The 23497-nt window shown below is 50.3% G+C and carries 31 protein-coding genes and 1 pseudogene; 8 read left to right on the top strand and 24 right to left on the bottom strand.

What is annotated here, in order from left to right; all coding sequences use genetic code 11:
- Window positions 1-173 precede the first annotated feature (173 nt).
- Window positions 174-1895 (bottom strand): hypothetical protein, encoded by a 1722-nt coding sequence (locus K6K13_RS02735; RefSeq protein WP_222159452.1) that lies wholly within the window; start codon window positions 1893-1895, stop codon window positions 174-176.
- Between the two features lie 109 nt (window positions 1896-2004).
- On the opposite strand from K6K13_RS02735, the pseudogene K6K13_RS23690 reads away from it, so the two are divergent.
- From K6K13_RS23690 to K6K13_RS02715, 7 genes and pseudogenes are all read left to right on the top strand, one after another.
- Window positions 2005-2115: pseudogene (locus K6K13_RS23690) on the top strand (IS5/IS1182 family transposase); the annotation flags it as partial.
- A 356-nt stretch (window positions 2116-2471) separates the two neighbouring features.
- Window positions 2472-3350: a Rha family phage regulatory protein gene (locus K6K13_RS02730; RefSeq protein ID WP_252120399.1), complete on the top strand. Its 879-nt coding sequence runs from the start codon at window positions 2472-2474 to the stop codon at window positions 3348-3350.
- A gap of 66 nt (window positions 3351-3416) precedes the next feature.
- Complete coding sequence (locus tag K6K13_RS23030; RefSeq protein ID WP_252120398.1) at window positions 3417-4202, top strand: antA/AntB antirepressor family protein; 786 nt, start codon at window positions 3417-3419, stop codon at window positions 4200-4202.
- A 9-nt stretch (window positions 4203-4211) separates the two neighbouring features.
- Window positions 4212-4421: a ParE family toxin-like protein gene (locus K6K13_RS23685; RefSeq protein ID WP_434064592.1), complete on the top strand. Its 210-nt coding sequence runs from the start codon at window positions 4212-4214 to the stop codon at window positions 4419-4421.
- Window positions 4422-4436: 15 nt separating this feature from the next.
- Entirely contained in the window at window positions 4437-4598 is a 162-nt protein-coding gene (locus K6K13_RS23800; RefSeq protein ID WP_498072977.1) for a protease FtsH-inhibitory lysogeny factor CIII, read from the top strand.
- A 148-nt stretch (window positions 4599-4746) separates the two neighbouring features.
- Window positions 4747-4989: an excisionase gene (locus K6K13_RS02720; RefSeq protein WP_350338148.1), complete on the top strand. Its 243-nt coding sequence runs from the start codon at window positions 4747-4749 to the stop codon at window positions 4987-4989.
- A 10-nt stretch (window positions 4990-4999) separates the two neighbouring features.
- On the top strand, window positions 5000-6034 hold the full coding sequence (locus K6K13_RS02715; RefSeq protein WP_222159394.1) for a tyrosine-type recombinase/integrase: 1035 nt from the start codon (window positions 5000-5002) through the stop codon (window positions 6032-6034).
- Window positions 6035-6376: 342 nt separating this feature from the next.
- On the opposite strand, the gene K6K13_RS02710 is transcribed toward K6K13_RS02715, so the two are convergent.
- The 6 genes from K6K13_RS02710 to K6K13_RS02685 are packed head-to-tail and all read right to left on the bottom strand — an operon-like array spanning window position 6377 to window position 11458.
- A complete protein-coding gene (locus K6K13_RS02710) occupies window positions 6377-6988 on the bottom strand; it encodes a tail fiber assembly protein (RefSeq protein ID WP_222159451.1) in 612 nt (203 codons plus the stop codon).
- On the bottom strand, window positions 6988-8490 hold the full coding sequence (locus K6K13_RS02705) for a phage tail protein (protein WP_252120397.1): 1503 nt from the start codon (window positions 8488-8490) through the stop codon (window positions 6988-6990). The genes K6K13_RS02710 and K6K13_RS02705 overlap by 1 nt, the downstream gene beginning before the upstream one ends.
- Entirely contained in the window at window positions 8483-9154 is a 672-nt protein-coding gene (locus K6K13_RS02700) for a baseplate wedge 1 family protein (RefSeq protein WP_222159450.1), read from the bottom strand. The genes K6K13_RS02705 and K6K13_RS02700 overlap by 8 nt, the downstream gene beginning before the upstream one ends.
- Window positions 9151-10350, bottom strand: coding sequence for a baseplate J/gp47 family protein (locus tag K6K13_RS02695; RefSeq protein WP_222159449.1), 1200 nt, complete (start codon window positions 10348-10350; stop codon window positions 9151-9153). Before K6K13_RS02695 ends, K6K13_RS02700 begins: the two co-directional genes overlap by 4 nt.
- Window positions 10350-10703 (bottom strand): contractile injection system sheath initiator, encoded by a 354-nt coding sequence (locus tag K6K13_RS02690; protein ID WP_222159448.1) that lies wholly within the window; start codon window positions 10701-10703, stop codon window positions 10350-10352. The genes K6K13_RS02695 and K6K13_RS02690 overlap by 1 nt, the downstream gene beginning before the upstream one ends.
- The gene (locus K6K13_RS02685) at window positions 10703-11458 is read right to left on the bottom strand and encodes a Gp138 family membrane-puncturing spike protein (protein ID WP_222159447.1); all 756 of its coding nucleotides are present in this window, start codon (window positions 11456-11458) and stop codon (window positions 10703-10705) included. Before K6K13_RS02685 ends, K6K13_RS02690 begins: the two co-directional genes overlap by 1 nt.
- Before the next feature lie 218 nt (window positions 11459-11676).
- On the opposite strand from K6K13_RS02685, the gene K6K13_RS02680 reads away from it, so the two are divergent.
- On the top strand, window positions 11677-12039 hold the full coding sequence (locus tag K6K13_RS02680; RefSeq protein WP_222159446.1) for a hypothetical protein: 363 nt from the start codon (window positions 11677-11679) through the stop codon (window positions 12037-12039).
- A gap of 36 nt (window positions 12040-12075) precedes the next feature.
- Here K6K13_RS02680 and K6K13_RS02675 read toward each other — a convergent pair whose 3' ends face one another.
- From K6K13_RS02675 to K6K13_RS02595, 17 genes are read right to left on the bottom strand one after another with little or no spacing between them, the layout of a single operon-like run.
- Complete coding sequence (locus K6K13_RS02675; RefSeq protein ID WP_222159445.1) at window positions 12076-12423, bottom strand: STY1065/STY2022 family phage-derived protein; 348 nt, start codon at window positions 12421-12423, stop codon at window positions 12076-12078.
- Window positions 12423-13526, bottom strand: coding sequence for a baseplate hub protein (locus K6K13_RS02670; RefSeq protein ID WP_222159444.1), 1104 nt, complete (start codon window positions 13524-13526; stop codon window positions 12423-12425). Before K6K13_RS02670 ends, K6K13_RS02675 begins: the two co-directional genes overlap by 1 nt.
- 2 nt (window positions 13527-13528) lie before the next feature.
- On the bottom strand, window positions 13529-13831 hold the full coding sequence (locus tag K6K13_RS02665; RefSeq protein ID WP_222159443.1) for a phage baseplate plug family protein: 303 nt from the start codon (window positions 13829-13831) through the stop codon (window positions 13529-13531).
- Complete coding sequence (locus K6K13_RS02660; protein ID WP_222159442.1) at window positions 13828-14451, bottom strand: phage baseplate protein; 624 nt, start codon at window positions 14449-14451, stop codon at window positions 13828-13830. Before K6K13_RS02660 ends, K6K13_RS02665 begins: the two co-directional genes overlap by 4 nt.
- Window positions 14451-16445, bottom strand: coding sequence for a transglycosylase SLT domain-containing protein (locus K6K13_RS02655; protein ID WP_222159441.1), 1995 nt, complete (start codon window positions 16443-16445; stop codon window positions 14451-14453). The genes K6K13_RS02660 and K6K13_RS02655 overlap by 1 nt, the downstream gene beginning before the upstream one ends.
- Window positions 16435-16587, bottom strand: a complete 153-nt coding sequence (locus K6K13_RS02650) for a DUF6889 family protein (protein ID WP_222159440.1) — start codon at window positions 16585-16587, stop codon at window positions 16435-16437. Before K6K13_RS02650 ends, K6K13_RS02655 begins: the two co-directional genes overlap by 11 nt.
- A 35-nt stretch (window positions 16588-16622) precedes the next feature.
- Window positions 16623-17048 carry a phage tail assembly chaperone gene (locus tag K6K13_RS02645; RefSeq protein WP_222159439.1) on the bottom strand — a complete coding sequence of 142 codons (426 nt, stop codon included), beginning with the start codon at window positions 17046-17048 and terminating at the stop codon, window positions 16623-16625.
- 3 nt (window positions 17049-17051) lie between these two features.
- Window positions 17052-17492 carry a DUF3277 family protein gene (locus tag K6K13_RS02640; protein WP_222159438.1) on the bottom strand — a complete coding sequence of 147 codons (441 nt, stop codon included), beginning with the start codon at window positions 17490-17492 and terminating at the stop codon, window positions 17052-17054.
- Window positions 17493-17501: 9 nt separating this feature from the next.
- Window positions 17502-18647 carry a DUF3383 family protein gene (locus K6K13_RS02635; protein WP_222159437.1) on the bottom strand — a complete coding sequence of 382 codons (1146 nt, stop codon included), beginning with the start codon at window positions 18645-18647 and terminating at the stop codon, window positions 17502-17504.
- Window positions 18648-18650: 3 nt separating this feature from the next.
- Complete coding sequence (locus K6K13_RS02630) at window positions 18651-19193, bottom strand: phage neck terminator protein (RefSeq protein ID WP_222160939.1); 543 nt, start codon at window positions 19191-19193, stop codon at window positions 18651-18653.
- A complete protein-coding gene (locus K6K13_RS02625; RefSeq protein WP_222159436.1) occupies window positions 19186-19590 on the bottom strand; it encodes a head-tail adaptor in 405 nt (134 codons plus the stop codon). The genes K6K13_RS02630 and K6K13_RS02625 overlap by 8 nt, the downstream gene beginning before the upstream one ends.
- Before the next feature lie 2 nt (window positions 19591-19592).
- Complete coding sequence (locus K6K13_RS02620; protein WP_222159435.1) at window positions 19593-20093, bottom strand: phage virion morphogenesis protein; 501 nt, start codon at window positions 20091-20093, stop codon at window positions 19593-19595.
- On the bottom strand, window positions 20093-20509 hold the full coding sequence (locus tag K6K13_RS02615) for a DUF4054 domain-containing protein (protein WP_222159434.1): 417 nt from the start codon (window positions 20507-20509) through the stop codon (window positions 20093-20095). The genes K6K13_RS02620 and K6K13_RS02615 overlap by 1 nt, the downstream gene beginning before the upstream one ends.
- Window positions 20478-20780: an STY1053 family phage-associated protein gene (locus K6K13_RS02610; protein ID WP_222159433.1), complete on the bottom strand. Its 303-nt coding sequence runs from the start codon at window positions 20778-20780 to the stop codon at window positions 20478-20480. Before K6K13_RS02610 ends, K6K13_RS02615 begins: the two co-directional genes overlap by 32 nt.
- A gap of 45 nt (window positions 20781-20825) precedes the next feature.
- Window positions 20826-21767 (bottom strand): DUF2184 domain-containing protein, encoded by a 942-nt coding sequence (locus K6K13_RS02605; protein ID WP_222159432.1) that lies wholly within the window; start codon window positions 21765-21767, stop codon window positions 20826-20828.
- Between the two features lie 11 nt (window positions 21768-21778).
- Window positions 21779-22273: a structural cement protein Gp24 gene (locus K6K13_RS02600; RefSeq protein ID WP_222159431.1), complete on the bottom strand. Its 495-nt coding sequence runs from the start codon at window positions 22271-22273 to the stop codon at window positions 21779-21781.
- An 11-nt stretch (window positions 22274-22284) separates the two neighbouring features.
- Window positions 22285-23481: a DUF2213 domain-containing protein gene (locus K6K13_RS02595; RefSeq protein ID WP_222159430.1), complete on the bottom strand. Its 1197-nt coding sequence runs from the start codon at window positions 23479-23481 to the stop codon at window positions 22285-22287.
- Window positions 23482-23497: the final 16 nt, after the last annotated feature.

Genomic DNA, 23497 nt, shown 5'->3' with positions numbered 1-23497 from the left:
AAATAGATATTATGAGGTGCAGCCATAAAGCTGCAAATTCCCTTGATGTAAAATCAGTCTGTTACATCCAGAGCGTGGTGATGCATCCCGGAGCGATCAGCATTTTAATCCAAAACAGGCTTGTCATAACAGCATCATTCACTTTTATTTAATAAAGCTTATTTCACTGCCAATCACTGCATGGATAAATCAGAAGACAAGTTATCGATGACATACTTTGTAATATCCATAATATAAAGTGTTAGACTGTCGGCATTCAACAGTCTTACTTGATCCATAAAAGCTTTGCTCTTGGAAATATTCTTAACATTAAAAAGATTAAAAGCTATGTTGTTTTTATCACATATAATTTTTAGGTATTTACCAAGTGAGATGAATTCTGGGTGTGTTATTTTAAGTAATGACAAGTCGATATATTTGTGTTCATCCTCGTTTGTAATTTCCCCTAAATTTATAAAATCTGACAACTCTTTTATGGCTTCTTCTAAATCAGGAAAAGCATCCTTCTGTTTATCATGATAGAAAAAATCTATAGTATCTTCAACATAATGAGTAAGTTCATGAATTATCATATTTTCCACATTAATCGACGTTTTTCTGGTATTTACAGTTGAATTATAAGGATTTCGACTAAATATGCTATCAGCACAAAAAACTATTGATTTCTTCTTTTTCTCCGCAAAGCAGTTAAAAGCATAGGGTAACTGTACAAATTTCTCTATATGGGTAACACTTTCAAAGCTGCTCATATCTTTCAGTAAAGCAGAAAAAAAATAACTCCCTTCTTCAGATTTTTTTTCTACTTGTTTTGTCGATGCGATATAAATATTCTCGAATGCATTCTCCATGATTTCTTTAATGCTTTTATTTATTTTACTGACAACAGCCTTAAAAAAAATAACTGATTTAGTTAAACGGTTCGGTTCTACAATTTGAGAAAAGTAGTTGTTAATATAACTATTAAAAGGAGAATTATTATCTAATGATTTTAATGCAAAATGTAATTTTTCAATCTTTCCTGCAAGTTGAGAGAACCCTGCGGTTATCACATCTTTACATTCTAACATATACTGCAGGGAATTTTTTTTTATTGATTTTATTTCAGAAAAAATATAATTATTTTGTCCCATGTATTCATCTAAAAGTTGAATCAATGATTCAAGATCTATGGAAAAGTCTTTGTGATATATTAAGAGTTCAGCATCTGCGAGACTAATATTTAATCTTTTTTCAGAATGTGAGATACTTTTATCAAAAAAACTATTATTCTCATCAAAAATCACATCGATTATTTCTTGCTTTATTGAATGAAAAGATATATCAAAATCATCTTTATCTAATTTTAATATTTTAAGTGTCTCCTCGCAGATTTTTTTATAATCTACATGTCTATTAAATTTATAATATCTTAGTTTGTAAGCTGTTTTTGCAAACTCAAGTAATTTGTCTACATTCATAGCATTACCGATTTTTATAGCAGCTTCAGCACCTATGTGGCTAAATAAAAAAAACACAACAGGGATTATTTTTTTTAAATTTTTCATCCCATCATCTTTTTCTAAAACTGTTTTTCCTATGTTGGTTTTTGGGTTGCACAAAGAAATCTCAGGTTGAAATTGATTAAATGTTATTTTAACTATTTCATTTTCATTGTAATTTATATTGTTTGCTATACATATGTGGTTATCTTTTAATGATCTGGGGTTTCTTAATAGCTCGTGTATAATATTAAAGCAATTTTTATCACCTTTTTTAGCCGTGTATTGACCATATAAAATATCATTTTCTTCAAAGATATCTGCATCTTTTAAGTATTTTTTTGTTTTTATTGGAGGAATTTTATCTTTTGTGCTTGACAGAAAATCACATATGGAAACTTCATTTTTCATACCCATAACATATACTCCTAATTAATCAGGATCGGATCCAACTCCGAAGTGGCTTTGCTGAATAAATCGATTTTTTATTGGATTGGGGGGGTATGATAGCTGCATCCGTTTCAACATAAGGTTACCATGGCAAAAAAAGTTTAAAATAACCAACGGGTCCGTCTACAACAATGCTCTCAGGCAGCGCGGTTCATTGGCAGTTTGGTTTCAAGCGCCTGCAATTGCTCGGACTCACTGAGCGAAAGTCACGTCCCAGCAGCAAGCATCCCGACAAAGAGAAGCTGTTCTGGTCGCTAACAGAGAAAGGCTTGCAATTTGGCAAGAATCTCACTGACCCAGCCAATCCTCGCCAGACGCAGCCCCATTTCTACGACAGTCTGTTTCCAAGGCTCTTAGGAGTCATGATGAACGGTGTAGCAGCATAAACCAACATATTGACGCAAGGAGAACCCATGCGCTATAGTCAAGCTGCATCTGCAAATTCAGGTGCCGGGCGTGACAACCCGATGATGAAACCGCGACAACGACACGCCGCGAGCGTGTTTTTTGTTGCCTGAAAGCTACACCTCTATGGTGGGCTGGATGGGGCAGTCGAAAGACTGGCCGGGCGGTTTCTCCGGTATTGTCACCCCCGTTCAGTTCACCACCTACGAGCGTGACAACTCTGGTGGTGATAACACAAAGAAACCATCGGAGGTCATCATGACACTTCAACAAGCCCTTGCTACACCCAAAGTCACGATCCATAACGGTAAAGCTGTTACTACATCCAAGGACGTTGCCGATTATTTCACTAAGCGCCACGATAACGTTTTACGGGCCATAGATAACCTTGAATGCTCCCCCAAATTTAACGCCCTCAATTTTGAGGCGGTTGATTATACTGATCCAAAAGGCGAAAAACGCCCGATGTTTGAGATGACCAAAGACGGCTTCGTCTTCCTCGTCATGGGCTTCACTGGCAAGAAGGCCGCAGCGTTCAAGGAAGCTTACATCGTGGAGTTTAACCGCATGGAGGCAGAGCTTGGCTCAATACCGAAATACAAACCACAGGCCGCCGAACTATTCAGTAATGATGACGTTGACAGCCTCACCCGCCTCGTTTGGAGCATGAGCAACGGCTTTCATTTTGACCGGGCATGGAGTAACGCCATCTGGTATGCCCTGCGCCGCGTAACGGGCGTTACCTCCCCTCAGCACTTCGAAATCCGGCAACTCCCCCTGCTGGCCGAAGAGTGCCGCCGTATCTACAGCATTACCAACACGCTCAAGGGTGCCATCTTCGACGCAGAGAAGGAGACGATACGCCGTGTTCTGCGTCATCGCGAGGATGAGGCTATCGTACTGGGCGAGATGCAGCACATGCTTGAAGAGAGCACGCAGCAGCATTACGGCGTGATGACCCACGCGCTCGAAAAATGGCAACAGGCGAACGTTAGCCAGTTCCTTCAACGCCACTAATCACTAATCCCGCCCCGGTATCGTACCGGGGTTTCATTAATCACATTGACTTGTGAGGACCTTACTATGTCTAAAGAACATCAACTGATTGCCATCGAAACCAATAGCATCAATGGCGAAGCCGTCCAGACGGTTAACGCCCGTGACCTTCACGAGTTCCTGAAGGTCGGCAAGGATTTCTCCAACTGGATTAAAGACCGCATCAAGCAGTACGGATTTGTCGAAAATATTGACTATGTAGTTTTCGCCAATTCTGGCGAAAACCCCAACGGAGGCCGCCCGGTCAAGGAATACGCTATAAGCATCGATATGGCGAAAGAGCTTTCGATGGTCGAGCGCAACGAGAAAGGCAAAGAGGCGCGCCAGTACTTCATCCAGTGCGAGAAACAAGCCAAGGCTGCTGTTGCCCTACCGCAACTCAATGACCCGACATGGCTGCGCGGAATGCTGCTGAACTATACCGAACAGGTGGAAGAACTTAAGCAAACCGTGGACAGCCTGGAAAACCTGTTCCAGGTCGGCATGACGCCAGTCAAGTTCTGCAAGCAACTTAACGGTGTGAATATTATGGGAGTAAATCTGTTCTTGGCAGAGCGTAATTTTCTTTACGACGCACAGCAAGAAGAAAACAAGCCCTATGAATGGCGTGTAAAGGCGTATGCGCGAGATAAATACTTTACCGAGAAAACGGTCACCGTTAACACCGAAAAAGGCAAGAAACAATTTTATGAAGTCATTCTTTTAAAAGAAGGTGCCAAATGGCTGTATCGCCACTATCTGAAAAACGAGCTTCCGATGAAGAAAGGCTGGAACGGTGAATTTACCCACGACAAATATATTCAGGCTGCATAAGGAAAAATTATGAAACCTAAAATACCTAACAGGATAAGAGAGCGGGAGAAGTTATTTAAGCGCTTATACCGTGAAGGACTTATCCATGCAAGACGCCTACGACGAACCGGTTATTTATCAATACGACTCTCCCTCTACTGGCGCATGTTATCCAAAGATAACGGCCTGAGTTGGCAAACCATGAGCCATGCAAAATACGATACCCAAATCACAATATAAAAACAGGAGCACCCCATGCATTATGCATTCGCGGGTCATGCTGCCCTCATGGGGAGCTATCACCCGCAAGAAACCCACCTGGATAAATGGGTTCAATGGTTGAGAAACGGATACCGAAAGGTTATCGATATCCTCGAACTGACTGACAAGCCTCTACGACCTGTTCCAGCCCGTTAATCAAGGCTGTGACATGGCAGTCTGAAATCACCTTCATCACTGCACACCCTGTGTGCAACGTTCACTACCGCATTTCTTCGATTGGTCATTCCCCCACCCGCTCACCGTCATGACAAATGGCGCAGCGGCTTGATTTTAGCAGAGGTCAATGATGGCATACATCACCTTATCCGAGTGGAATCGCCGGCAACCCCGTCCGCGCTGCATGGAAACCGTCAGGCGATTGGTCAGGAGCGGAATGATTTTTCCCGCACCGATACGAGATGGGCGCGAATATCTGGTTGAGGAAAACGCCTGCAAGCTCACCCAGAACAAAAACATTGGCCCATCCAGCGCCCTTCACCCCACCCTGTTATCGAGGATAAGACATGGCACGCCGGAGAAGCCATAAGAACCGCGATTTGCCGCCAAACCTGCAACCGCGCAATGGCGGCTATTTTTGCTACCGTGACCCGCGCACCGGAAAAGAGTATGGCCTGGGCCGCCATCGACAGGGGGCCATTACGCAAGCCATCGCCGCTAATATGGCGATTTATGGCTCATCAAAACCATCACCGCTCGTTGACCGCATCAACGACACACAGGTGACTACAGTTAGCGAATGGACTGAACGTTATCTGAGGATACTCGAAGGACGGAAACTCAAGCCGAAAACGATGAGCGAGTACAATAAATACCTGAAAGCAGTCAATGCCCACTTAGGTGAATTCGCTATTCAGCAGGTAGAAACCAAAGACATTGCCTCGTTCCTTCATCAGTGGGTAAAAGAAGGAAAAGTGACAATGGCGAACTGCATCAGGGCGTTGTTACGTGACCTGTTTCGTGAAGCGATTGCTGAGGGGCTACTCAAAAGCAATCCTGCCGAAGCCACCCGAAACCAACGTATAAATATTCAACGGGGGCGCATAACCCTGGATGCGTGGAAAGTCATCCGCAAGGCAGCGGATAGATTACCCGCCTGGGTCGGGCCCTGCCTTGACCTTGCTTTGGTGACAGGTCAACGCCTCGGCGATATACAGGCGCTATGCTGGGAGGATTTAAAAGACGGACGGCTTTACATCAAGCAAGCAAAAACAGGCATGATGCTGGCGTTTTCCCAGACAACCCGCATCGACTGCCTCAATTTATGCCTTGCTGATGTACTGAACCAGTTCAGGAAATTAAACAACGGAATAGCGCATATTGTCGCAAACACCAAATACAAGCAATTTGCCGCAAAAACGATATCTGCCGCTTTTTTGAAGGCGCGCCGTATATCAGGATTAACATGGGAACGCAAACCTCCCTCATTTCATGAAATCAGAAGCCTGGCGGCACGACTCTACACTGATGAGAAAGGGAGGGATTATGCGCAAAAATTGCTCGGACATAAGTCATCAGAGATGACGGATAAATACCGAAATGTCAGGGGCGCTGAGTGGACTGAGATTGAGTAATTTCGATCGAATTTCGAGTAATTTCGACCGATACGCTATAACATATTGAATAATAATCTCGGTATTTTTATGGCGCTATGGCATGCTTAGCAGAGTTAAAATAAATAAAAACCATTATTATCAATATATTGAATGACTTTATCGCTCAAAAAACAGGCAACAAAACACAACAAAGCACGACAATACACGACATTTTTATCAATAACTTACCGTCCATTTCGACTTGCCGACTCCCTTCCTTAGGCGTGACAAATCACATTCACACCGCATTTTTACGCCATAACACGGCACACCGCGTCACAAATTGGCACAGTGCGACACGCATACGCCACTCGCCTAACCCTATGGCTGTTCTGGCCACTCAATATCAGCAGCATTCACATCAACACGACTCAGCAGCACCGCATATTTCTTCCATTCAGTCAGCGCGGCTTTTTCTTCATCCGTAGCGATATCGAGGTTAATCGCATACGTCAGTTCATTGATGCGTGACACAGCGGTCGCCTTACGCGATGCAAGTTCCTGTTCCGCAGCTTTGCGCGCAGCAGTCGCTTGCGCCTCCTCATCGATCACCCATTTTTTGCCGTCCCACACATCAAACTCACTTTCTGGCTTCAGCAGCGTGACGTTATCCGGAAGTTCGCCGAATTGAGTAACCGTCTGCTCCTGTCGCGTTTCAGTGCTGTAAACCGTTTGTCCACGATAATCTGGCGAGGACGCCCACGACTTGCCATCCGCCGCGCGATGTAGTGCTTGACCAGCAGGCGGAATTTCTGGCTCGTCAGGGTAACTGTGGGCTGGGAGACCCACGCCGAGCATGAGGTATTCCATGCTCGCGCTTTGGTATTCACCCGTTTCAGTGTTGACATGATAGACAGTGATCCATCCTGCTTTTTTGCTGAGTCCGTTTTTGCCTAATTCGGCGGCTTCAATATCTGTTGAATAGTTGCTCATTATGCTGCTCTCACTATGTAGTTAAAGGCGATGTTGCGTGGACGGTTTTCATTTGCTACTGGCACGACATTCCCTGCATTGAATGCATACTGGCAACCAGCGGAGCTGACATTATTATTGGATGTGATCAAACCCTCCAATCTTGTAAATGCGCCCTCCCCAACCGACGATGAAGCACCCTCTGACCAGGCTAAGCCATTATTTGCAAACTTCCCGGTGATATTTCGAATTGCATCCCCTTGCGCGCTTAACAATACTCGGCCGGTATCAACCCCGCGTCCGTCATCAGCGCCGCGAATAAACTCGGCCCGCAAATCGGGCAGAACGCCGCTGGGATAGCGGGATGCTAAAACCGGGTATTGCGTCGTATTAAAAGATTGACCGTTGCATTTAAGCCAACCGGATGGCGCTACGGCGCCGGGGAACGGGAGCGGAATACCTGCTATGTCACTGACTGCCAGTGCGCCTATAGCGGCTGGTGTTAAACCTGCACTCCCAGGCACCTTCCAGATACCGTTGGCGTCAGATTCAGCGTTGTGTCCTTGAGACAAAAACCTGCCGGAAACTCCCCCGATTATAGCGTTTAGCGTTTTACCGGCTAAAACCTGAATATCAATGTTGCCATTTTCTCGGAGCGTAATTGAATTGGCCGCCGTGGAATGCTGATTAGCCCACGCTACCGCAAAATCGGCACCACCTTTTCCTATGTACCAATGTGGTGTGTCGTCAGCCTTTTGCCCGCGAATAAAGCATGATTGATTGTCAGCAAGTGCTTTTATCTGCAACGCCTCACTACTGCGGTTGAAAATCTTTTTGCCAGTAATTGTCTGGTCGGTATCAAGGGTGGCCTGTGGACGCCACGATCCCCAACTCGGGTTTTCAAAATAACGAACAGCAATATTACCTACATTTGTGATGGGGTACGCGATAAGGGTTGCATAGTTTGATGAACTGCGCTTGAAATCATACACAGCGGCGAAACCAGCTCCATTAACTAACGCCGTATTTCCAGAAACCACCATGCTGGGCTTATCCTGAAGGTAGGTCAAAAGGTTGGTTGCATCTGGCAGCACCACAGAATTACCACCAACCCCGCCATGAGCGCCATTAATCATTAATGCTCCGGCAGTTGCGTCCAGTAGGCTTGCCTGTTTCACCAACCCAACATTCTGGCGAAACTGCGCTTTATCAGGAATGTCAGCGCCGTTCTGGTCTTTTCGTAGAAATACATCATCACCAGCAGTAATTAACTCTGACAATTTTGCGACAAAACCAGAAAAATCCCCATTATCGATAACATCGCTATTGCTTTTATCTGCAACAAATTGCGCCAGCGCAGCAGAAATAAACGTCGATTGCCGTAGCGCTTTATTTATTTGCGCAGATGACGCCTTGCCGGATGTGAAACCGCTAAGCAGTGCTGGCAAGCTTTCCCATTCAGATTGTGGTGTGACGTTTGCACTCGCCGCAGTGGCAAACGGTTTAAAATCATTCTTAGCCATTTAATGATGTCTCCCATGCGCCAGCATCAAACCCGGCGATATATTTATTTTCGATATCAAAACCGAAAAACTGATTCCCAACTGACGGATACAGGACCTCCCCTGAAAAAACGCCAGCAGCTTTTACTGTTAAATATCCCTGCCGAATGACTGCCAATATTTCCCGTGAAACTGAATCTATGGACGTTTCCGGGAACACCCACACAGAGATCGTCATATCCTGATTATCAATAATCTGCATGCTCAGCCCCGACCCAGCTGTTGCAAACTCCAGAATCGCAGGCAGAGAGTCGTTTTGCCCGTCCCATTGGTTAATCGCAATTTTTGTGCGAAGCACAATGCGGTACGCTTCATCGGATAAATCGACAAAACCGGAGTCAGGATCAAACGCTCGCTGCCAGACACCCTGGTCATAACCAATGTTGTCAGTGTCGAATGAAAAATAAACACCGACGATTGGCTGCATAACAGTACGTGAACGGCCTATCCATTCCCCGAGAATGTCCAATTGATCGCCAGCCGCAATATCGATATCGAATGCGCTAACCAGCGCCTGCATTTGGCTGGAAACATCGATTAACGGACGCGTTGCTAAATCGACATGCTGGACGAACAAGGGTTTTGTTACGTTGTAGTTGGGGATCAACTCGGTGTATTTGCTCATGGTGCCACCGTGATCGATATGTTGTCGGCGCTGCTTATTGGTGATTCATCGTATGCAGTCACTACATTAGTAGGCGCTACACTGCCCGATGTACGCCCCAGTTTTAATTCTATAATGTCGTAGTATCGTGCATCGCCGCCGCTCACTACGCCAAGGTTGGCCGGGGAATAAACGCGGCTCAGCAACACATCATCACCGATATCGAGTGAGTTGATGTAGTCAGCAATCGAGCGCTTCATTTGCTCATCTACCGCTGTTGTGTAACCCGTAAACACACGCATCGAAATTGAAACAAATATCGGGACATTAATCGGGCGAGAGAACCGGATCACGTGATTATTACCATATTTGTCCGGTACGGTTACGGCTGTACTGCCGAACGTCGCCACACCTTGTCCTTTCTTCCCCCGGATTGTCTGTGCAATCTGTGTGACGTTTCCGCCCTCAACAATGGCGCTGATCGAATGTGCCGGCAGTCTGTTAGCGTCAACAGAACCCGTGTCATTTTCATACAGCTTGTGACGTGTCACGCCATCAATTCCCGCTAGCGCGCCATCTACAGCTTCAAAGGGAGTCAGTGATGCAATCGCAACGCTACGCGCCTGACGTACGCGCAATGCCGCATCAGTTTCTACTGCTGCGCCTACATCTGCCGCACCAGGATTGGTTACAGACAACCATCCCCGCGTCGGCGTGTTAATCTGATTGACTGAGTTCGCAACGGCGGCCACGGCACCTGCTGTCGCACATGTCGCAGTAACAATGACGTTACCGTCAATGCCAATGCTCACTGTTGCAGGAAGATCCCAGATAACGCCGTTGGTATCCTTTACCGAGCCGTTTGTGATGGTTGTCCCTGCTACGCCAGTTAGCGTCACATCGACCGTTGAATTGACCACGGCATGACGTGAAATCCCGTTGATTTTAACATTACGTGTCAGACCATCCGACAGCGCGGTGGAGGGCGAAAACGAGTTATACACTGCAATCGCAGTGGTATTGGCATCATGAATAGCCAGTGCCACCAGCGCCACCATCTGGCCGTCTTTGCTGTCCGGGTCAAGATACGCATCACTGCCGTATATCTGTCTGAAATAGTCAGTAATGGTGCTGAGGATTGTCTGATAATCGGGCGCAGTTATCCCCTGAGCGGTTACCGTTGCCGATAAGCCCAGCGTGTCAAGATTTAAGGCCATTACGCCTCCGAGGTTACTGTCGTTGTTCCGTAGATTGTTTCGATGGTCGCAGTAAACGATACGCGCCGCGTGGCGCTGTTTACTGTCGTGTTGAACTCAGTGATGGCACTGACTCCCTTCGTATCAAGAATGCGCTGACGAATAGCAAGGTTATAAATCTCCGACCGCTGTTTTCCGAGTACGGACTGTTTCCACGGCGTACCCTCAGTGGTATCGAGAAACCATTGCCCGCGCCAGAGTTCGAAACGGGTTTTGACTGCCTGTGCCACCGCTTCAGGTGAGTTAATCAGCCAGGTGTCATCGCCCTGCCCGAATGTGTAATCGCCGTCCGCACTTTCTCGTCTATATCGCATCAGTTCGGCGCTCCTGTATCTCCACTGCCTGGCTGCACGCCGCCGTGCGTGTGCGTCATTAAGCTCTTACCGCCCGCCTTAACATCGTTAGTCACAGTGACCGGCCCTTGCATTGTCGCCGTGCCGCCGCTAGACCCCATACCTTGCGACAGGTTGCCGTTAATCGTGACATCGCCATTCAGTACGATGCTGGGCGATGTGATTTCGGTACCGCCCTGCGCGCTGGCGGTCAGCTTGCCCGGAGTGGTGACGGTGATGTCGTGACCGGAAGCCACCTCAACGAACGCCGCGCCATCATCGGTACGTAGCTGTGCTGCGCTGGTGCTGATACCGCTAATCTTTTTCGCCTGCGACTGTGGACCGACGATAACGAACGCATCCGAAAAGTCGTGCATGCGATCGTCTGCCGGCTCTTGTACGCCGCCCGATTGCCACCAGAAATCAATGCAGCGATCGGCAAAGATAATCAGGCACTCATCACCCGGTGAGACAGGAAATGTCAGCGTACAGCCGCCGCCACGCGGGAAGACTACGGGCACGTCCACCAGCAGCGGTAATGGCAGTGATGACACGTTGCCATCTGCGTCAGTGTCCTGCCCTCGGATGGAGGGTTGAACAACACAAGTCACGGTGTCAGGGTTGAACGACTGCACAATACCGGGCAACGCCACGCGAATAGCAGCGGAGAGTTGATCGGTGGCCGTGCGCAGCATTTCCTGCTCGCTGTCAGTTTGTGATTTGAGTGATACGGGCATCTTTTCTCCAGATGAAAAAAAACCGCTCGGTGGCGGTTTACTGATCAAATGTCAGGATTTTAAAGGCAAGTAATGCGTGTTACTGATCTTTTTTGCAGCCCTTGATATACGCCTTGCTTAAAACCACGGTTACGTCGTGATTTGTTGCAAGCCAAATGCTGCTCATGATAAGCCGTAGGGCTATTTTAAGTTTCTCGATATAAGGACCAGTAATTTTTATGCCAAAATCAGAAACATCCATAGTATTACCTCCAGATATTGGAAGGGGAGTGCTACCTTTAATTCAGGATAACATACCAGAAAGTGAATACGAGGTTCGCAGAAGAATAAAGACCTTTGACTCTATAGGCACTGGCGTTAGCACTGGAAGTGCTTTAGTTGATATTACAATTATTGTTGCATCATCGTCTCCAGCTTGTATAGCTATTGCATCGATAATTAGAAAGTGGATACAAGCCAAATATTCAAAAAAAGTAACGCTAACGACGGAGAAAGGCTCAATTAAATTTGAAAACCTGTCAGCGGACGAATTAATGAAAGTGGTAGAAGAATGCAAAGAAATAAAATTTAAAGATAAATAATATTTAATATTAATGTTAAGCCCACTCAGTGGTGGGCTAATTCACCCGCACACAATCATACGACCAAAACCGTCGAGGTTCATCCATGCTTTTGCGGATGACTTCGACGTTGAGTATGGGTTTTCCGTTGCGGTTTATATGATCCAAGCCAAGCCATCGGCCCATTGTTGAATCGAACAACATCCATTGAAATTTAACGTTGCCATAATCATCTTTTTTATCAAAGAAAATGATTTTCTGGGTTTCAGGCTTGGCACCATTAATATACATCAGGCCATCATCGTGAGCCTTAAGGGTAAAGTCCCCACATTTCATCGCTGAAAAAGCAGGTGAAGATGACACAGCTATTAAAGAAAGCAATATGCCAAATGATAAACTTCTCATCAGTAACCCTCTTTCTTTGCAGCAGATGTTTCCATCATATCCTTTTTCCCCTTCGCCAGACACAGCATATCCATATACCACGCCTGCCCACGCGTATCGCCAGTATAGGTGATCATGCCCACAAAGTAATCACCATCTGCATCAATGCCCGGTCCGGCGTAATCGATGTCGGTGTCTATCATTTTGGGCGGCTGCGGCGTGTTAACGTTCAGCACCCCGTCCTGATTTTCTTCCCGTAACCGCGCGTTCGCTCTGGCAACGTCTGCGTTTTCCAGCGCTGCACGGTACACTGACGCCTGATCGATACGTATCAGCCCGCCCAGTTTGATGTTGGGGTTAATCAGGCAACGCACATTAACCCCTCCGCCCATGGTTTGCTGCGGCATACCAATCAGGCCGGTATTGGCATTCAGCACGATAGCCTCATGAATATACTTATCCTCGGGCACGATATGCACCTGGTTGTTTTCATACCACCAGAGCGCCTTATTGCTCTCGGCGATTTTGTTCATCAGGTCGGCGGTGGTGCTGTAAATCACGCGACCGCGCGGAAATACGGTGGTGTTTATCACATCCGGTACCGCACCACGTGTAATGCCAAAGGGCTCGTAGGATTGCATGCCCAGGTTAAACAGATCGTTATGGGTCCAGCCTGCCGCCACCGTGGTTTTTACCCGCGCCTGTAAATGCCCTTCCCAACTGTCCAGGCACTGGATCAGGATCCAACTGTCGGTAGGGTTATCCTTGCCCTTGATGGTAAAGCGGATATCACCGTTAAATATCAGGCCATAGTTGCGGTCATCAGACTGGCCCACGCTATCGGCATCCACCTCACGGGCCACGCCCACCTCACTGGCGTTGACATCAGCGGCAATACCGTCATAGCCGGCTATCGCCCGGATAAGGCTAAACTCATTGCCCATAATACGATTCTGCGTATCGGGTGACAGGTTATAAATCCGAAAATTACCCACAAAGCCGTTATGGATAGTGTTGGGCATTTTTTCGATTTTAAACGTTACCTTGAAATCTGACAGGGAAATGCCCTGGCCGTCTTTATCCAGCAGTTGCAACTCAAAATGACGCATCCAGTTGGTTGACATGGTTACTCCGTAATGACGTAAAGGTGACTGAACGTACCGAGATCGGTTTTGGTCGGGTTGGCCTGTCCCGCGATATCGCAGACCACGCCCAATTGAAAATTCAGGGACAGATGGGCATATTGCGCCAGCAACTCTGCGCCGGTGATTAACGGTATGCCGTTGATTAATGCCGTTCCGGCGCTGTCCATTAAATCCAGACTCCAGAAGGTGTCGCGCCAGAGAATGCGTATCTGGTACGCGGTACCCGCCAGCGTAATGCCAAAGGTCTGGTTGTTGGGGGTTAACGGGATTTCAGTGACAGTCATTTAAGCGCCCCTGTTACCGTACTCCCCATTTTACCCAACACTGATTGGTTCACTGCTGCGGGGGTCTTGGTACCCGAGTTCTGCACCGCAGAGGTGCTGACGCCTTGTGTCATATTCTCTTTTGACGCAACGGTAATGGCTTGTGTCTGGGTAAAAATCACCTCACGCAGGGTGACGGTCGCCATCAGTACGTTTTCGCTGTTTTTGTCAGTGGTGACATCCAGCGAGCGGATCAGCATATTTTTGTACTGTCGCTTGCCCGTCGTGACATCAAACGGTAAACGGCTTCGCTGTAAATCCAGCAGTTGTTGGTAAATCTCTTTGGGGCTGGTCCCCAGACTCAGGCCAATCCTTGTGGTATCCAACAAACCGCTATCCAGCAATGAGCCGCCCCCGGAAAAACCGACTTCCATCACCACTTCTGACGGTCGCCGATAAGCGTGATCAGCCACGAACGCCGCGCCGGATGCGCTGGCCCCATCGCTTGCACTGGTGGGCCGCTCTACCGGGTGTTCGGTAATTTCCAGCACATCGGTGTGCTTTTCGGTGATCACCATGTCGGGGATAATAATACTGATAGCGCGGCTGCGCTGGTTCAGCAACACAGATAACACATCCATTATCGCGGCCCTCGCGTTTGCGTCAGTCGTGAGTTAACCCCGTCCTGTTTTCCGGCAATAGCATCAGCGGTTTTGTTCGCATCCATCGCCCCATTGACCGTGATGTGGGTTTCCTGATTAATGGTCGCCCCGGGCATATTGCTGCGCACTTTGGGGATATACTCACGTGTTTCCCTGGGCATCAGCGCCATGCCGTGTTTTTGCACGTTGCCGATCCCCCAGTTGTAGGACGCCAGCGCCTTATCCAGATCCCCGCCGTTGGCCTTAATCAGTTGCGCCAGGTATTTGGCGGCGGCTTGTGCCGATTTCATGGGATCGAAAACATCATTCCCACGCAGTCCCATATCGCGCGCCGTTCCGTCCATAAACTGAAACAGGCCCTTGGCCCCTGCACCAGATACCGCGAACTGATTGCCCCTTGATTCGGTGGTAGCCACGCTACGCAGCAGGCCAGCCGGTAATTTGTAGAGGCTCTCCAGTTGGGTAAACAGCGGTCCCATCCAGCCTAAAAGTTGCTCACCTTCTTTTGACGCTTGGGGTCGCGCTACTGGCGCACCGCCCATCCATTCCGGCAGATACTGATTCAGTGCATTATTGGCCTTGGTGTATAGCCCCTCAGCCACGGCCGTCACCCCTTGCCCCATCGGACTGTCGGCCACGATACTAGCAGCGTCTTTCAGCGAGTCCCAGGCACCAGAGAAATCGCCGCTGACCAGTTTTTTCAGCGCATCCACCAGCGCACCAACGTACTTAATGGCGCTGCGTACGCTTTCGATAATCTGGTCAAACAGCCATTTACCGGAAAAGCGTGAGGTATCGATGTCGATAAACTCAAGAAATGCCTTGATGGCATCCCAGACCGCTTTACCCAGATCGACGACCTTGTCATACAGCGCGCCAAAGTCACCGCTGAGGCCACCAATGGCTTTTTTGGCGTACTGGATACCTGGCTCCCACTTCGACCAGTCAATCAGGCTTTGCCCACCCTCTTTCCAGGTGGCGTAATCCTCCACCAGCGCGGCCAGTGCCGCAGCCAGCGCAATAATGCGCCCAATGGATGACATCGCGAACGCGCTATTGAGCAAGCGCCAGGCCACCACCATTGCCCCAAATGCGGCAATCACCTGCTTAGTGGATTTATCCAGCGAATTCCACCAATCAATAATTGCCCCTGCCGCTTGTACCAGCCGATAAACCACCCGGCCAATAACGTCTGACATCCACAGCACAGACTGAATAACGACGGTGATGCCTTTTTCGATTTTGGGGAAGTTATCGATGATCAGTTTGCGGAAATTATCGATAGAGCCGGACAGACCGCTGGCGAGATTGGCGCCAATTTTGTCCCGCGCCATGCCTGCCATCATGCCGAAGGAACTCAGCGATGTGACAAAGCGATTAGAGGAAACCGCTGCTTGATCGGCATTGAAACCGATGGCTTTTGCGGTGGCGGTATATTCTGCACTGAACTGTCCCAGCCCGCGTCGCATTGCCATCAGCGTGTTTTCGTCAATGCCAAGCATCTGTGCATACTGATTGGCGCGATACATGGGCATGGTGTTGAGACGCTGGCCCACGCCGGTAAAGATCGCCGTCATATCGCGCATCTGACCACTGGCGTCACGCGTCTGCACACCAAGACGATTTAAGAATCCCTCTGCGCCGGGGCTGTTACGCATAAAGCGTGAGAGATTTTCCAGCGATCCGCGCGCCGCTTCCGCGTTACCGCCCACCTGACCCACGGCGTAACCAATTTGCTGTAACCCAGCGACTGTCGCCCCGGTACGCTGGGAAGACCAGTAGAGCCTATCCAACCCGCTGGCTATCTGGGTCGTGAAGGCCACAACGGACAGTGCAGCCGCTTCAACCACAACGCCCAGCTTAACGACCGTTTTGGTCACACCAACGATTGTGGCATCAAATTTCGCCGCCCCGGCATCGTCGATATCGAAACCCAGAGAGATCAGGAACGATTTCATGATTTCAGCGTTCATTGTCCTCTCTCCATTTGGCAATGCGGTATTCGTTGTCGGCCTTTACATCCAGCCAGTCATTCATTCGGGCGATATCCGCCAGATCGACGGTACCGTCTTTAAGTGCGGTGTAGGGGATATACCCGGCATCCACCGGGCGCATGAGGTAGTCATCGCCGTCAGGCAGCGACTCGAGGGTTAATCCGCTGTCGGAGTGATCATCTCGCTGGTAGGGAGTTCGCGCAAAAAATTTCCCAGACTATCGGCGACCACCTGCGCCACCAGCGAGAGCAACGTCATCAGGTCAATGTCATCAAACATCAGTTGCCCCTGGCTGAATACTGCCGCCCACCCCTTCTCATGCTTGCGTGCTACCACAGCCAGACAGGGATGGATAATGGCGTTCACGTCCTCATCAGGCAGCCCGGCCAGCACATCCGCTATCTTCGGTAAGGTGCTTTCCAGTACCGAACCAAGGTTGCCGCCAGCAGCCCGCGCTTTCAGCGTGGCAAAGTCCGACACCAAGCCGGCAAGCAGCGGTAGCAATTTACGCGTGACTTTTAACTGGTCGAATACGTTAAGTTTGTCCAGACGGTATTCCTGACCTTTGAGTGATATTTCCATCAATTAAAACTCTCCGAGCAGTTGGTCGATTTTGCCGCAGTCAAACACCCACGACACCGTATTACCGACTTTGGCATTAGCGTGATCCGGTTGCTTTTGGAACGCGACAGAGCGCGCGGTTGTCGTGTCACCTGACGCTTTGTTGCGCACCACGATGACGTTATTACCCCACGTCGCGGACGACTGGCTCTGCGCGTTATACATCAGGGATAATTTTTTGTTTACCGGGGAGGTCTTCAACAGTGTGACCGTGATAGCGCCGGATTTTCCCGCGTGCAGGCTGTGCATCACTTCGCCGTCTGCCCCAACAGTCATGGTGTTTTTCGCCTCAGTCATGACGACAGTGATCCCTTCTTCTGAGGCCGCCGAGCCATAACCGAGATCGACGATCCCGGTGGGGCCAGCAAGGGACGCGGTAACGTCCAAAAATGAATATGTGCTCATTGCTCCCCCTTAACGGACAACGTTGATTTGCACGTCGGCGTAGTGAACCGCGCCGGCCAGTTTGCACGCCACCTGAATAACCGGCGCTTTACGGGCTTCGCGGTCTGCCTGCGCTTGCGAGGAAATCGGCTGCGCGTAGACGTAATAGCCTTTTGTCAGCGTGTCACCGCTTGCCAACTGCCCGATCGGTCCACCATTCCACACCCCGGGAGCAACCAGGCCATTCGTCACGCTCTGATCCATGGATTGCTCAACGTTCGCCAGCAGGCGTGTAACACCAGCGTCGGTTTGCGGCACCTTTGTTATGCTGGTGTACAGCACGTTGTACAGGTTGGTCTGCACGTAGTTTTGCAGCCAGTCCAGTCCATGGCGTTCGTCAAAGAAGTCGCCGTTTGCCATGACACCCTGCTGAAGAATTGCCGTGTCGTTTTCGTAGTACACGTAAACGTTGCAGTTTTTCGCATCAACGGCGGCGGCCTGATTAATTTGCAGGGTTTCGTACGTGATGCCGGGCTCCTGCTTGAACTTCAGCGTAATGGTGGTGTTGCTGCCGTTGAAATTCACGGTAAACGCGCGACCAAACGCAGACAGCGCCGCGTATTTGCTGCTGGTGGAATACTGCGTGAAAGTGCGTGCATACCCCGCCGCCTTCAGCTTTGATGCCAGATCGTCGGTGCTGGTTGTGCTCAGTGTTGCCGGCGCATCAGTAGTAACGGCAAAGATGCGACTGACGCGGGCCGACTCAATCGCCGCCGCCACCGCCAGCACATCGGCATCCAACAAATCTGCGCTGTCAGCCACCCCCAGACCGTACCAGTTAGTGAACTGAAGGGAGGCATTAACGGCCTGAATCATCGTCTCAACGGTTCCGGCTTCTCCGGCTGCAAGCGTTTTCGCCCAGCGCCCTATATACACCTGTGTCGGTTTCGGGGATTGAGAAAAGAACACCGTGGCGGCGGCATATTCTGGCGAATCCGTGCCAAAGTCCTGACCGATATCTTCAGTGCCAGAATAAAGCCGCAGGCGTTCGGTGACGGGAATGACGGTTGATGTGCCGAGTATCAGCAATGAGCCAAAGTTTCGGCCTGTCGCCGCCGTGGGCGACATGATGACATCAACGTTGACAACATTGGACAACGGTAAGCCCTGATCCATGAATTAACCTCCAAAGAATACTGGCGCATCCACCAGCGTTTTGATGTTGTACGTGCGCGTGTTTTTACGGGATAGCGAGACCGTGATGTCGTAGCGGCGCACCCACTGGTTGTTAATGAGCTCGGGCAGGTTATAGAGAGTCCCGGCATCCACCAGCGACAGCCCGGTAAGATTTAGCTCGCCGTTGTTCTGCTCAACGAAAATCCCTGCGCGGAACGTGGCCGCCGTGCTGGCACCGAGAGGCCCATAGAAGCAGCAAATCACCGTCACCGTTTCCCATGACCACTGCTCTGACTGCGCATCGGATATCTGCACATCAGACTGGCTTAGCGGCTGAGGAACGGTGGTGATACCGAAAGCGCACCAGGTCGCCCCGTTGTTGGGGATCGGCGACTGTGGGTCAGTCCAGCGCGGAAAAACCAACTCAGCCGGCAAACCAGAAACACCGCGGATCCATCGGCTAATTTCCCGCTCCAACGCCTGGTCATAGGCAGGCATATCGCCGACAGGGGTCAGATAGCCACGCGCGGTGCTGTCGTTACTCAACAGGCGTCCCTCCGTTAAAATCCACCAGCTCACAATGTGCCTGCACAAATCCGGCACCGTAACGGGTATACGGGTCAACGAACGTCACGCGATAATCGCGGCCACTGTAGGTCACGACATCAGCATCCAGTCGCGGTGCGCTGTCAGTACCTGGCTGGCCCTGTGTCAGCCGGAACGTCGTCACGATAAGAATTGCACCACTGATGTTTTGCCCGGCGGCCATACGCCGTGCTTCCAGCGAGCGATCAACCGTTACCACGCCGGAAAACGGGATGTCTTGCGATGTGTTAGTTGGAAAATTGTCTTCATCCACCGTCTGAATTTGTCGGTGGCATATCAGTGACGTGTCGAGAAAGTCCGGGTCCATCAGGACGTCGGACATATCAAGTGTTGGCATGTTTACTTCCTCACGACATAGGTGATGGAACGCAACAGGTAACCGTGTGCATAGAGCGGCTTTTCACCGGGCAACCCGTTAGCCCGTCGCTTTTCGAGCGTATTCTCTGAAAGAGGCGCAAGCCGGTCACCATCACTGATCACCTTCTTCGCACCATCAGAAGCGATAATCCCTGCGCGCTCGAGTTCACGCTCAGCACCCGCAGCATTACCCTCAAGTGCCAGTTCCGCGGCCGCTTTCAGGTGTGCTGTTGTCCGCGTCTGCGTATCTTCAATGCCGATATCGAGGAAAGGGCGCGGGGGCAGCGTAACCACCTCCCCGTCGATTTCGACCGTGGCCCCGGTGGATTGCAGGTAACCGATTTCGGCGTTGTTCAGTTTGCCTCCCTCGCGCGCTGCGTTGCCCTCGGGGATACCCACCAGCACGTCCATTCCTGACAGACGCGTGATCGCATCAATAATCGAATCAGCGTTATCCGCTGTTACCTTCACGCCACTTTTCATCACGGCGTACCTAACTGAATGGCACCAGCGCCGAATATCATCAGGTATTCCCAAAATTCAGAGCCGTAGCGTGTGTTATTCCAGAACCCGGCATCAGCATTCAGCGTATTGCTCGCGTCGTAACTCGCCGACACTTTATCTACGGCTTTAGCCGTCATAATCCCGGAGTTAGCACCACCAGCCCCGCCGACAGCAGCAGAGCGACTATCAGCAGCATTCAGCGCCATGTAGTGCGCCACAAACAAGCACACCACATACGGGAAGACGTCAGGCCCGAAACGGCTTTCGCTCATTAGGGCATCAGCGAGAACCAGACGCGCCTGAATCATTGGTGTGGGGTATTTTGTTTCGTCTGCAAACTGTGGGAACGTCTCCCTGAACTTATCAGGCGTCGGTAGACTTGGACTTCTTGCCATTGGTGGATGCCTCCGCAATCTGCGCTTCCAGCTCAATGACTCGAGCATCTTTTTCCGCAATCTGCGCTTCCAGCTCCGCAATGCGCGCTTCATATGCAGCAATGCGCGGATCTTCTGTCACTGCCGGTGCTTCACCATCAGGCGAACAATGCGCTTTCACAAACCAGTGCTCGGCCACTGTGTCGGCCACGTCGTGAAACCCAGCGGCAAACGGCGTTATTTTTGCACCATCGTTGAAGTTGAACGCGGTCAGTACATAGATTTTCTTCATCACAATTCCTTAGAAAAAAGCCCCTTCGCAGGGGCTGTATCTGGATTAAATGCCATCCATGTAATTCAGGGTTTCCTGATAAACCGGTTCAACCGCACCCAGCTTGCCGTAGTAGGTCACCAACTGATACAAGCCGCGATACTGGATCGGCACGCTTTGCAACGGCACCATCGGGAAGCGCACAAACTTCTTATCGTTGGTGTAGGCCACCATGCGATCGGTACCACCGACACCGCGCCCCTTCACCCATTTAACCGGACGAATGTTCAGCGGCTTGCCGTTCTGGTGATAAGCGATGGTGTTTGTTTCCAGGTAAGTCAGTAGCGACTGGTTGCCGGCACTGGAAACGATGGTACTGGCCAGAAACGAATACTGCTCAGGTGGGATCAGCAAATCTTCCGGCACTTTTGAGTAAGCGGAACGGGTCCATGCATTGCTCAGCACCTGGTTGATGCTGGCACGAATTTCGTCGGTGGTTGAGGTTGCCCACGTTTTGGTCGCGTTGGTCGGCGTCACCTGCGGCAGGTTAAGCAGCCCTTTAGCGCCTTTTGCCGAGTCACCGATGTAGACCTGCTCGTCGGTGTCCATATTCCACTTCAGTTGCATGCCATCGTATTTCTGGGTATCGATGGGTCGCCCTACCTGTGCCGCGGCATTCAATTCGATGACGGTCCAGCCAAGCTCCATGCCCCACAATTCGAGCGGGAAGCCCTTTTTCTCGATATCAACATTGACGCCAGCAATTGCAGTGGCCAGCGGGCTGATCCAGTTTTTGCCATTGGCGTTGGGCGTACCCGCAGCAGCAAAGGTGGTGTTGGTGAAGGAGCTGATTTCGTCAGCGATAGACACGTCTTCACGCAACTGAATATCCCGGCTCCATGTCTGCGAGGTCAGAGGCAGGTTCAGCGTCTGGTCGAGGCGTTCCAGCTCATGAACAAGAAAGGCACCAGAACTGTCAATGGTGGCCTGGTCAAATGTCATTGGCATTTGCAGTTTCCTTAAATATTAAAGGCCAGTTCAATGTTGCCGTTCGCGTCGCCGGGGCCATTGAAGTAAGCGTTAGTGATCTGCACGGTATTCGTGCCATCAGCAGCAGCGAGAAAGGCACCCAGAGGACTGGTAGCGGAAGGTGTGGCCACGCGCATATAAACAGCGCCGCCGAGCGTCACAGCGCTGGCATCTGCACCGAGATTCACCGTGACATACCCACGCTTCATGCAGTCGCCCGCAAAGTTGTAGCCGGTACCAATCTGGCGCACCTTGTCAGGCTGGGAGGCGGTCGGGTAAGGACGAACAAAGATACCCACCACAACAGCAGCGGTATCAGCGGCCTCGATAGGTACGAATTTACCTGCGGAAAATTTCCCAGCGAGGCCGTATGCGGCGAATACCTTCGTACTGTCCAGCGTCTGCGGTTCAACCGTCAGATCCTGCGGACGAGAGATAGCACCGGCGATGCCCGAAGGCATCCGGTAGAGAAGCGTGTTATCCATTGATTACCCCGTTAGCGTTTAGCCCAGATTTCCTTCGCGGCGGCGTTAATCTCCGCGATGGTTTTGGTGGTGTTGGTGTTCATTGAGCGGAAACCATCAGTGGTTTTAGCTGCGGTATTGCGGTTTTTCGCCAGTTCAGAAACGGCGGTAAAGGCCATATCAACCGTGGTTTTTTTCAGTTTGGTGATATCGGCATCACCCACTATGGAACGCACCAGAGACTGATCCGCAGACACGAGAACCTGACGTTTAAACGCTGTCGGTTTCGCTTTGGTGGGCAACTGAATGCCGGGTTGAATGAGGTCAGCGCGATAAGCGGCGTCGCCGGTAACCCCCCCCTCTTCCTCTTTTTTCTCCTCTTCATCATCGTCACCAGTTGCGGGCGCTGCCGGTGTAAGTTTGGCAACCGCTTCGATCAGCGCTTTACCCCATGCGGGAATATCCTCCTCTGCATCACCGGTACCCGGCAACGTAGGGGCCGGCATCGGGCTTTGCGGGGACAAGTTGATAACCACGCCGCCCGGGGTAACGGTGGATGACACATCGTCATCACCAGTCATATTGTCAGGCGGGTTATCGATCAGGTTCGCCATTTCGGCGGCGTCATTGGTTTTACGAGCGCGAACAAGACGCTCCCACCAATTTTTGGCTTTGTTTGGCATGCTATCTCCAAGTGCGCAGCGTGAACCGGCCCGCCCGTTTGGGACAAGGGCCAGATGATTACCAGTTATCGCGTACTGCTCCGCGACGCCTGGCGATAGTTGACGGTAATCTGCGTCATAACCGCAGCTCACCTCGTCATCACCGTTTTCAACCGCTTCGACGGCTTCTGGTGTTTTTGCAATAACGTCAGCCACCAGCAGATCGGATTTATCGCCCTCCCCGCGCCTGACGTTCTGAATATGTCCGTTAGCCAGTTGACGCCAGTTCTGCGGCGTGACAAAAATAATGTTGCCGTTGAAGTCCTTCGGATGACCGATAGTGACGGCCATCGCTTCAAAAGAGGCCATCGTGCGTTCGCTGAACACCTCTTCCGGCGTCCGACGAACAACTATCACCCCCTGACTGTCAGATTCAATCTCCGGCAACTCTTCGGCACCGTAGGTCTGTTCGCCAATGCGTCCAATCGGGACATCTTTAAACAGGATTGAGCCGTCGCCCAACTGAAAGCGGGTATTCCCCAGACGGGTTTTAAAGAAATATTTCATGGGTTACCTGCTGGAT

Origin of the sequence: Symbiopectobacterium purcellii, assembly GCF_019797845.1 — a bacterium.
GTDB lineage: Bacteria > Pseudomonadota > Gammaproteobacteria > Enterobacterales > Enterobacteriaceae > Symbiopectobacterium > Symbiopectobacterium purcellii.
This window is presented reverse-complemented; position numbering and strand designations above follow the sequence as displayed.

What these genes read in the sequence shown, in the direction of transcription:
- K6K13_RS02700 (WP_222159450.1), bottom strand. Translation starts at nt 9,154, where the DNA reads ATGAGCAAATACACCGAGTTGATCCCCAACTACAACGTAACAAAACCC.
- K6K13_RS02680 (WP_222159446.1), top strand. Translation starts at nt 11,677, where the DNA reads ATGCCAAAATCAGAAACATCCATAGTATTACCTCCAGATATTGGAAGG.
- K6K13_RS02640 (WP_222159438.1), bottom strand. Translation starts at nt 17,492, where the DNA reads ATGAGCACATATTCATTTTTGGACGTTACCGCGTCCCTTGCTGGCCCC.
- K6K13_RS02635 (WP_222159437.1), bottom strand. Translation starts at nt 18,647, where the DNA reads ATGGATCAGGGCTTACCGTTGTCCAATGTTGTCAACGTTGATGTCATC.
- K6K13_RS23685 (WP_434064592.1), top strand. Translation starts at nt 4,212, where the DNA reads ATGAAACCTAAAATACCTAACAGGATAAGAGAGCGGGAGAAGTTATTT.
- K6K13_RS02735 (WP_222159452.1), bottom strand. Translation starts at nt 1,895, where the DNA reads ATGGGTATGAAAAATGAAGTTTCCATATGTGATTTTCTGTCAAGCACA.
- K6K13_RS02645 (WP_222159439.1), bottom strand. Translation starts at nt 17,048, where the DNA reads ATGGAAATATCACTCAAAGGTCAGGAATACCGTCTGGACAAACTTAAC.
- K6K13_RS02595 (WP_222159430.1), bottom strand. Translation starts at nt 23,481, where the DNA reads ATGAAATATTTCTTTAAAACCCGTCTGGGGAATACCCGCTTTCAGTTG.
- K6K13_RS23030 (WP_252120398.1), top strand. Translation starts at nt 3,417, where the DNA reads ATGTCTAAAGAACATCAACTGATTGCCATCGAAACCAATAGCATCAAT.
- K6K13_RS02615 (WP_222159434.1), bottom strand. Translation starts at nt 20,509, where the DNA reads ATGGCAAGAAGTCCAAGTCTACCGACGCCTGATAAGTTCAGGGAGACG.
- K6K13_RS02620 (WP_222159435.1), bottom strand. Translation starts at nt 20,093, where the DNA reads ATGAAAAGTGGCGTGAAGGTAACAGCGGATAACGCTGATTCGATTATT.
- K6K13_RS02655 (WP_222159441.1), bottom strand. Translation starts at nt 16,445, where the DNA reads ATGAACGCTGAAATCATGAAATCGTTCCTGATCTCTCTGGGTTTCGAT.
- K6K13_RS02685 (WP_222159447.1), bottom strand. Translation starts at nt 11,458, where the DNA reads ATGCCCGTATCACTCAAATCACAAACTGACAGCGAGCAGGAAATGCTG.
- K6K13_RS02730 (WP_252120399.1), top strand. Translation starts at nt 2,472, where the DNA reads ATGGGGCAGTCGAAAGACTGGCCGGGCGGTTTCTCCGGTATTGTCACC.
- K6K13_RS02600 (WP_222159431.1), bottom strand. Translation starts at nt 22,273, where the DNA reads ATGGATAACACGCTTCTCTACCGGATGCCTTCGGGCATCGCCGGTGCT.
- K6K13_RS02670 (WP_222159444.1), bottom strand. Translation starts at nt 13,526, where the DNA reads ATGTCAACCAACTGGATGCGTCATTTTGAGTTGCAACTGCTGGATAAA.
- K6K13_RS23800 (WP_498072977.1), top strand. Translation starts at nt 4,437, where the DNA reads ATGCATTATGCATTCGCGGGTCATGCTGCCCTCATGGGGAGCTATCAC.
- K6K13_RS02605 (WP_222159432.1), bottom strand. Translation starts at nt 21,767, where the DNA reads ATGCCAATGACATTTGACCAGGCCACCATTGACAGTTCTGGTGCCTTT.
- K6K13_RS02695 (WP_222159449.1), bottom strand. Translation starts at nt 10,350, where the DNA reads ATGGCCTTAAATCTTGACACGCTGGGCTTATCGGCAACGGTAACCGCT.
- K6K13_RS02625 (WP_222159436.1), bottom strand. Translation starts at nt 19,590, where the DNA reads ATGCCAACACTTGATATGTCCGACGTCCTGATGGACCCGGACTTTCTC.
- K6K13_RS02690 (WP_222159448.1), bottom strand. Translation starts at nt 10,703, where the DNA reads ATGCGATATAGACGAGAAAGTGCGGACGGCGATTACACATTCGGGCAG.
- K6K13_RS02720 (WP_350338148.1), top strand. Translation starts at nt 4,747, where the DNA reads ATGATGGCATACATCACCTTATCCGAGTGGAATCGCCGGCAACCCCGT.
- K6K13_RS02710 (WP_222159451.1), bottom strand. Translation starts at nt 6,988, where the DNA reads ATGAGCAACTATTCAACAGATATTGAAGCCGCCGAATTAGGCAAAAAC.
- K6K13_RS02675 (WP_222159445.1), bottom strand. Translation starts at nt 12,423, where the DNA reads ATGAGAAGTTTATCATTTGGCATATTGCTTTCTTTAATAGCTGTGTCA.
- K6K13_RS02650 (WP_222159440.1), bottom strand. Translation starts at nt 16,587, where the DNA reads ATGCGCCCGGTGGATGCCGGGTATATCCCCTACACCGCACTTAAAGAC.
- K6K13_RS02665 (WP_222159443.1), bottom strand. Translation starts at nt 13,831, where the DNA reads ATGACTGTCACTGAAATCCCGTTAACCCCCAACAACCAGACCTTTGGC.
- K6K13_RS02705 (WP_252120397.1), bottom strand. Translation starts at nt 8,490, where the DNA reads ATGGCTAAGAATGATTTTAAACCGTTTGCCACTGCGGCGAGTGCAAAC.
- K6K13_RS02660 (WP_222159442.1), bottom strand. Translation starts at nt 14,451, where the DNA reads ATGGATGTGTTATCTGTGTTGCTGAACCAGCGCAGCCGCGCTATCAGT.
- K6K13_RS02610 (WP_222159433.1), bottom strand. Translation starts at nt 20,780, where the DNA reads ATGAAGAAAATCTATGTACTGACCGCGTTCAACTTCAACGATGGTGCA.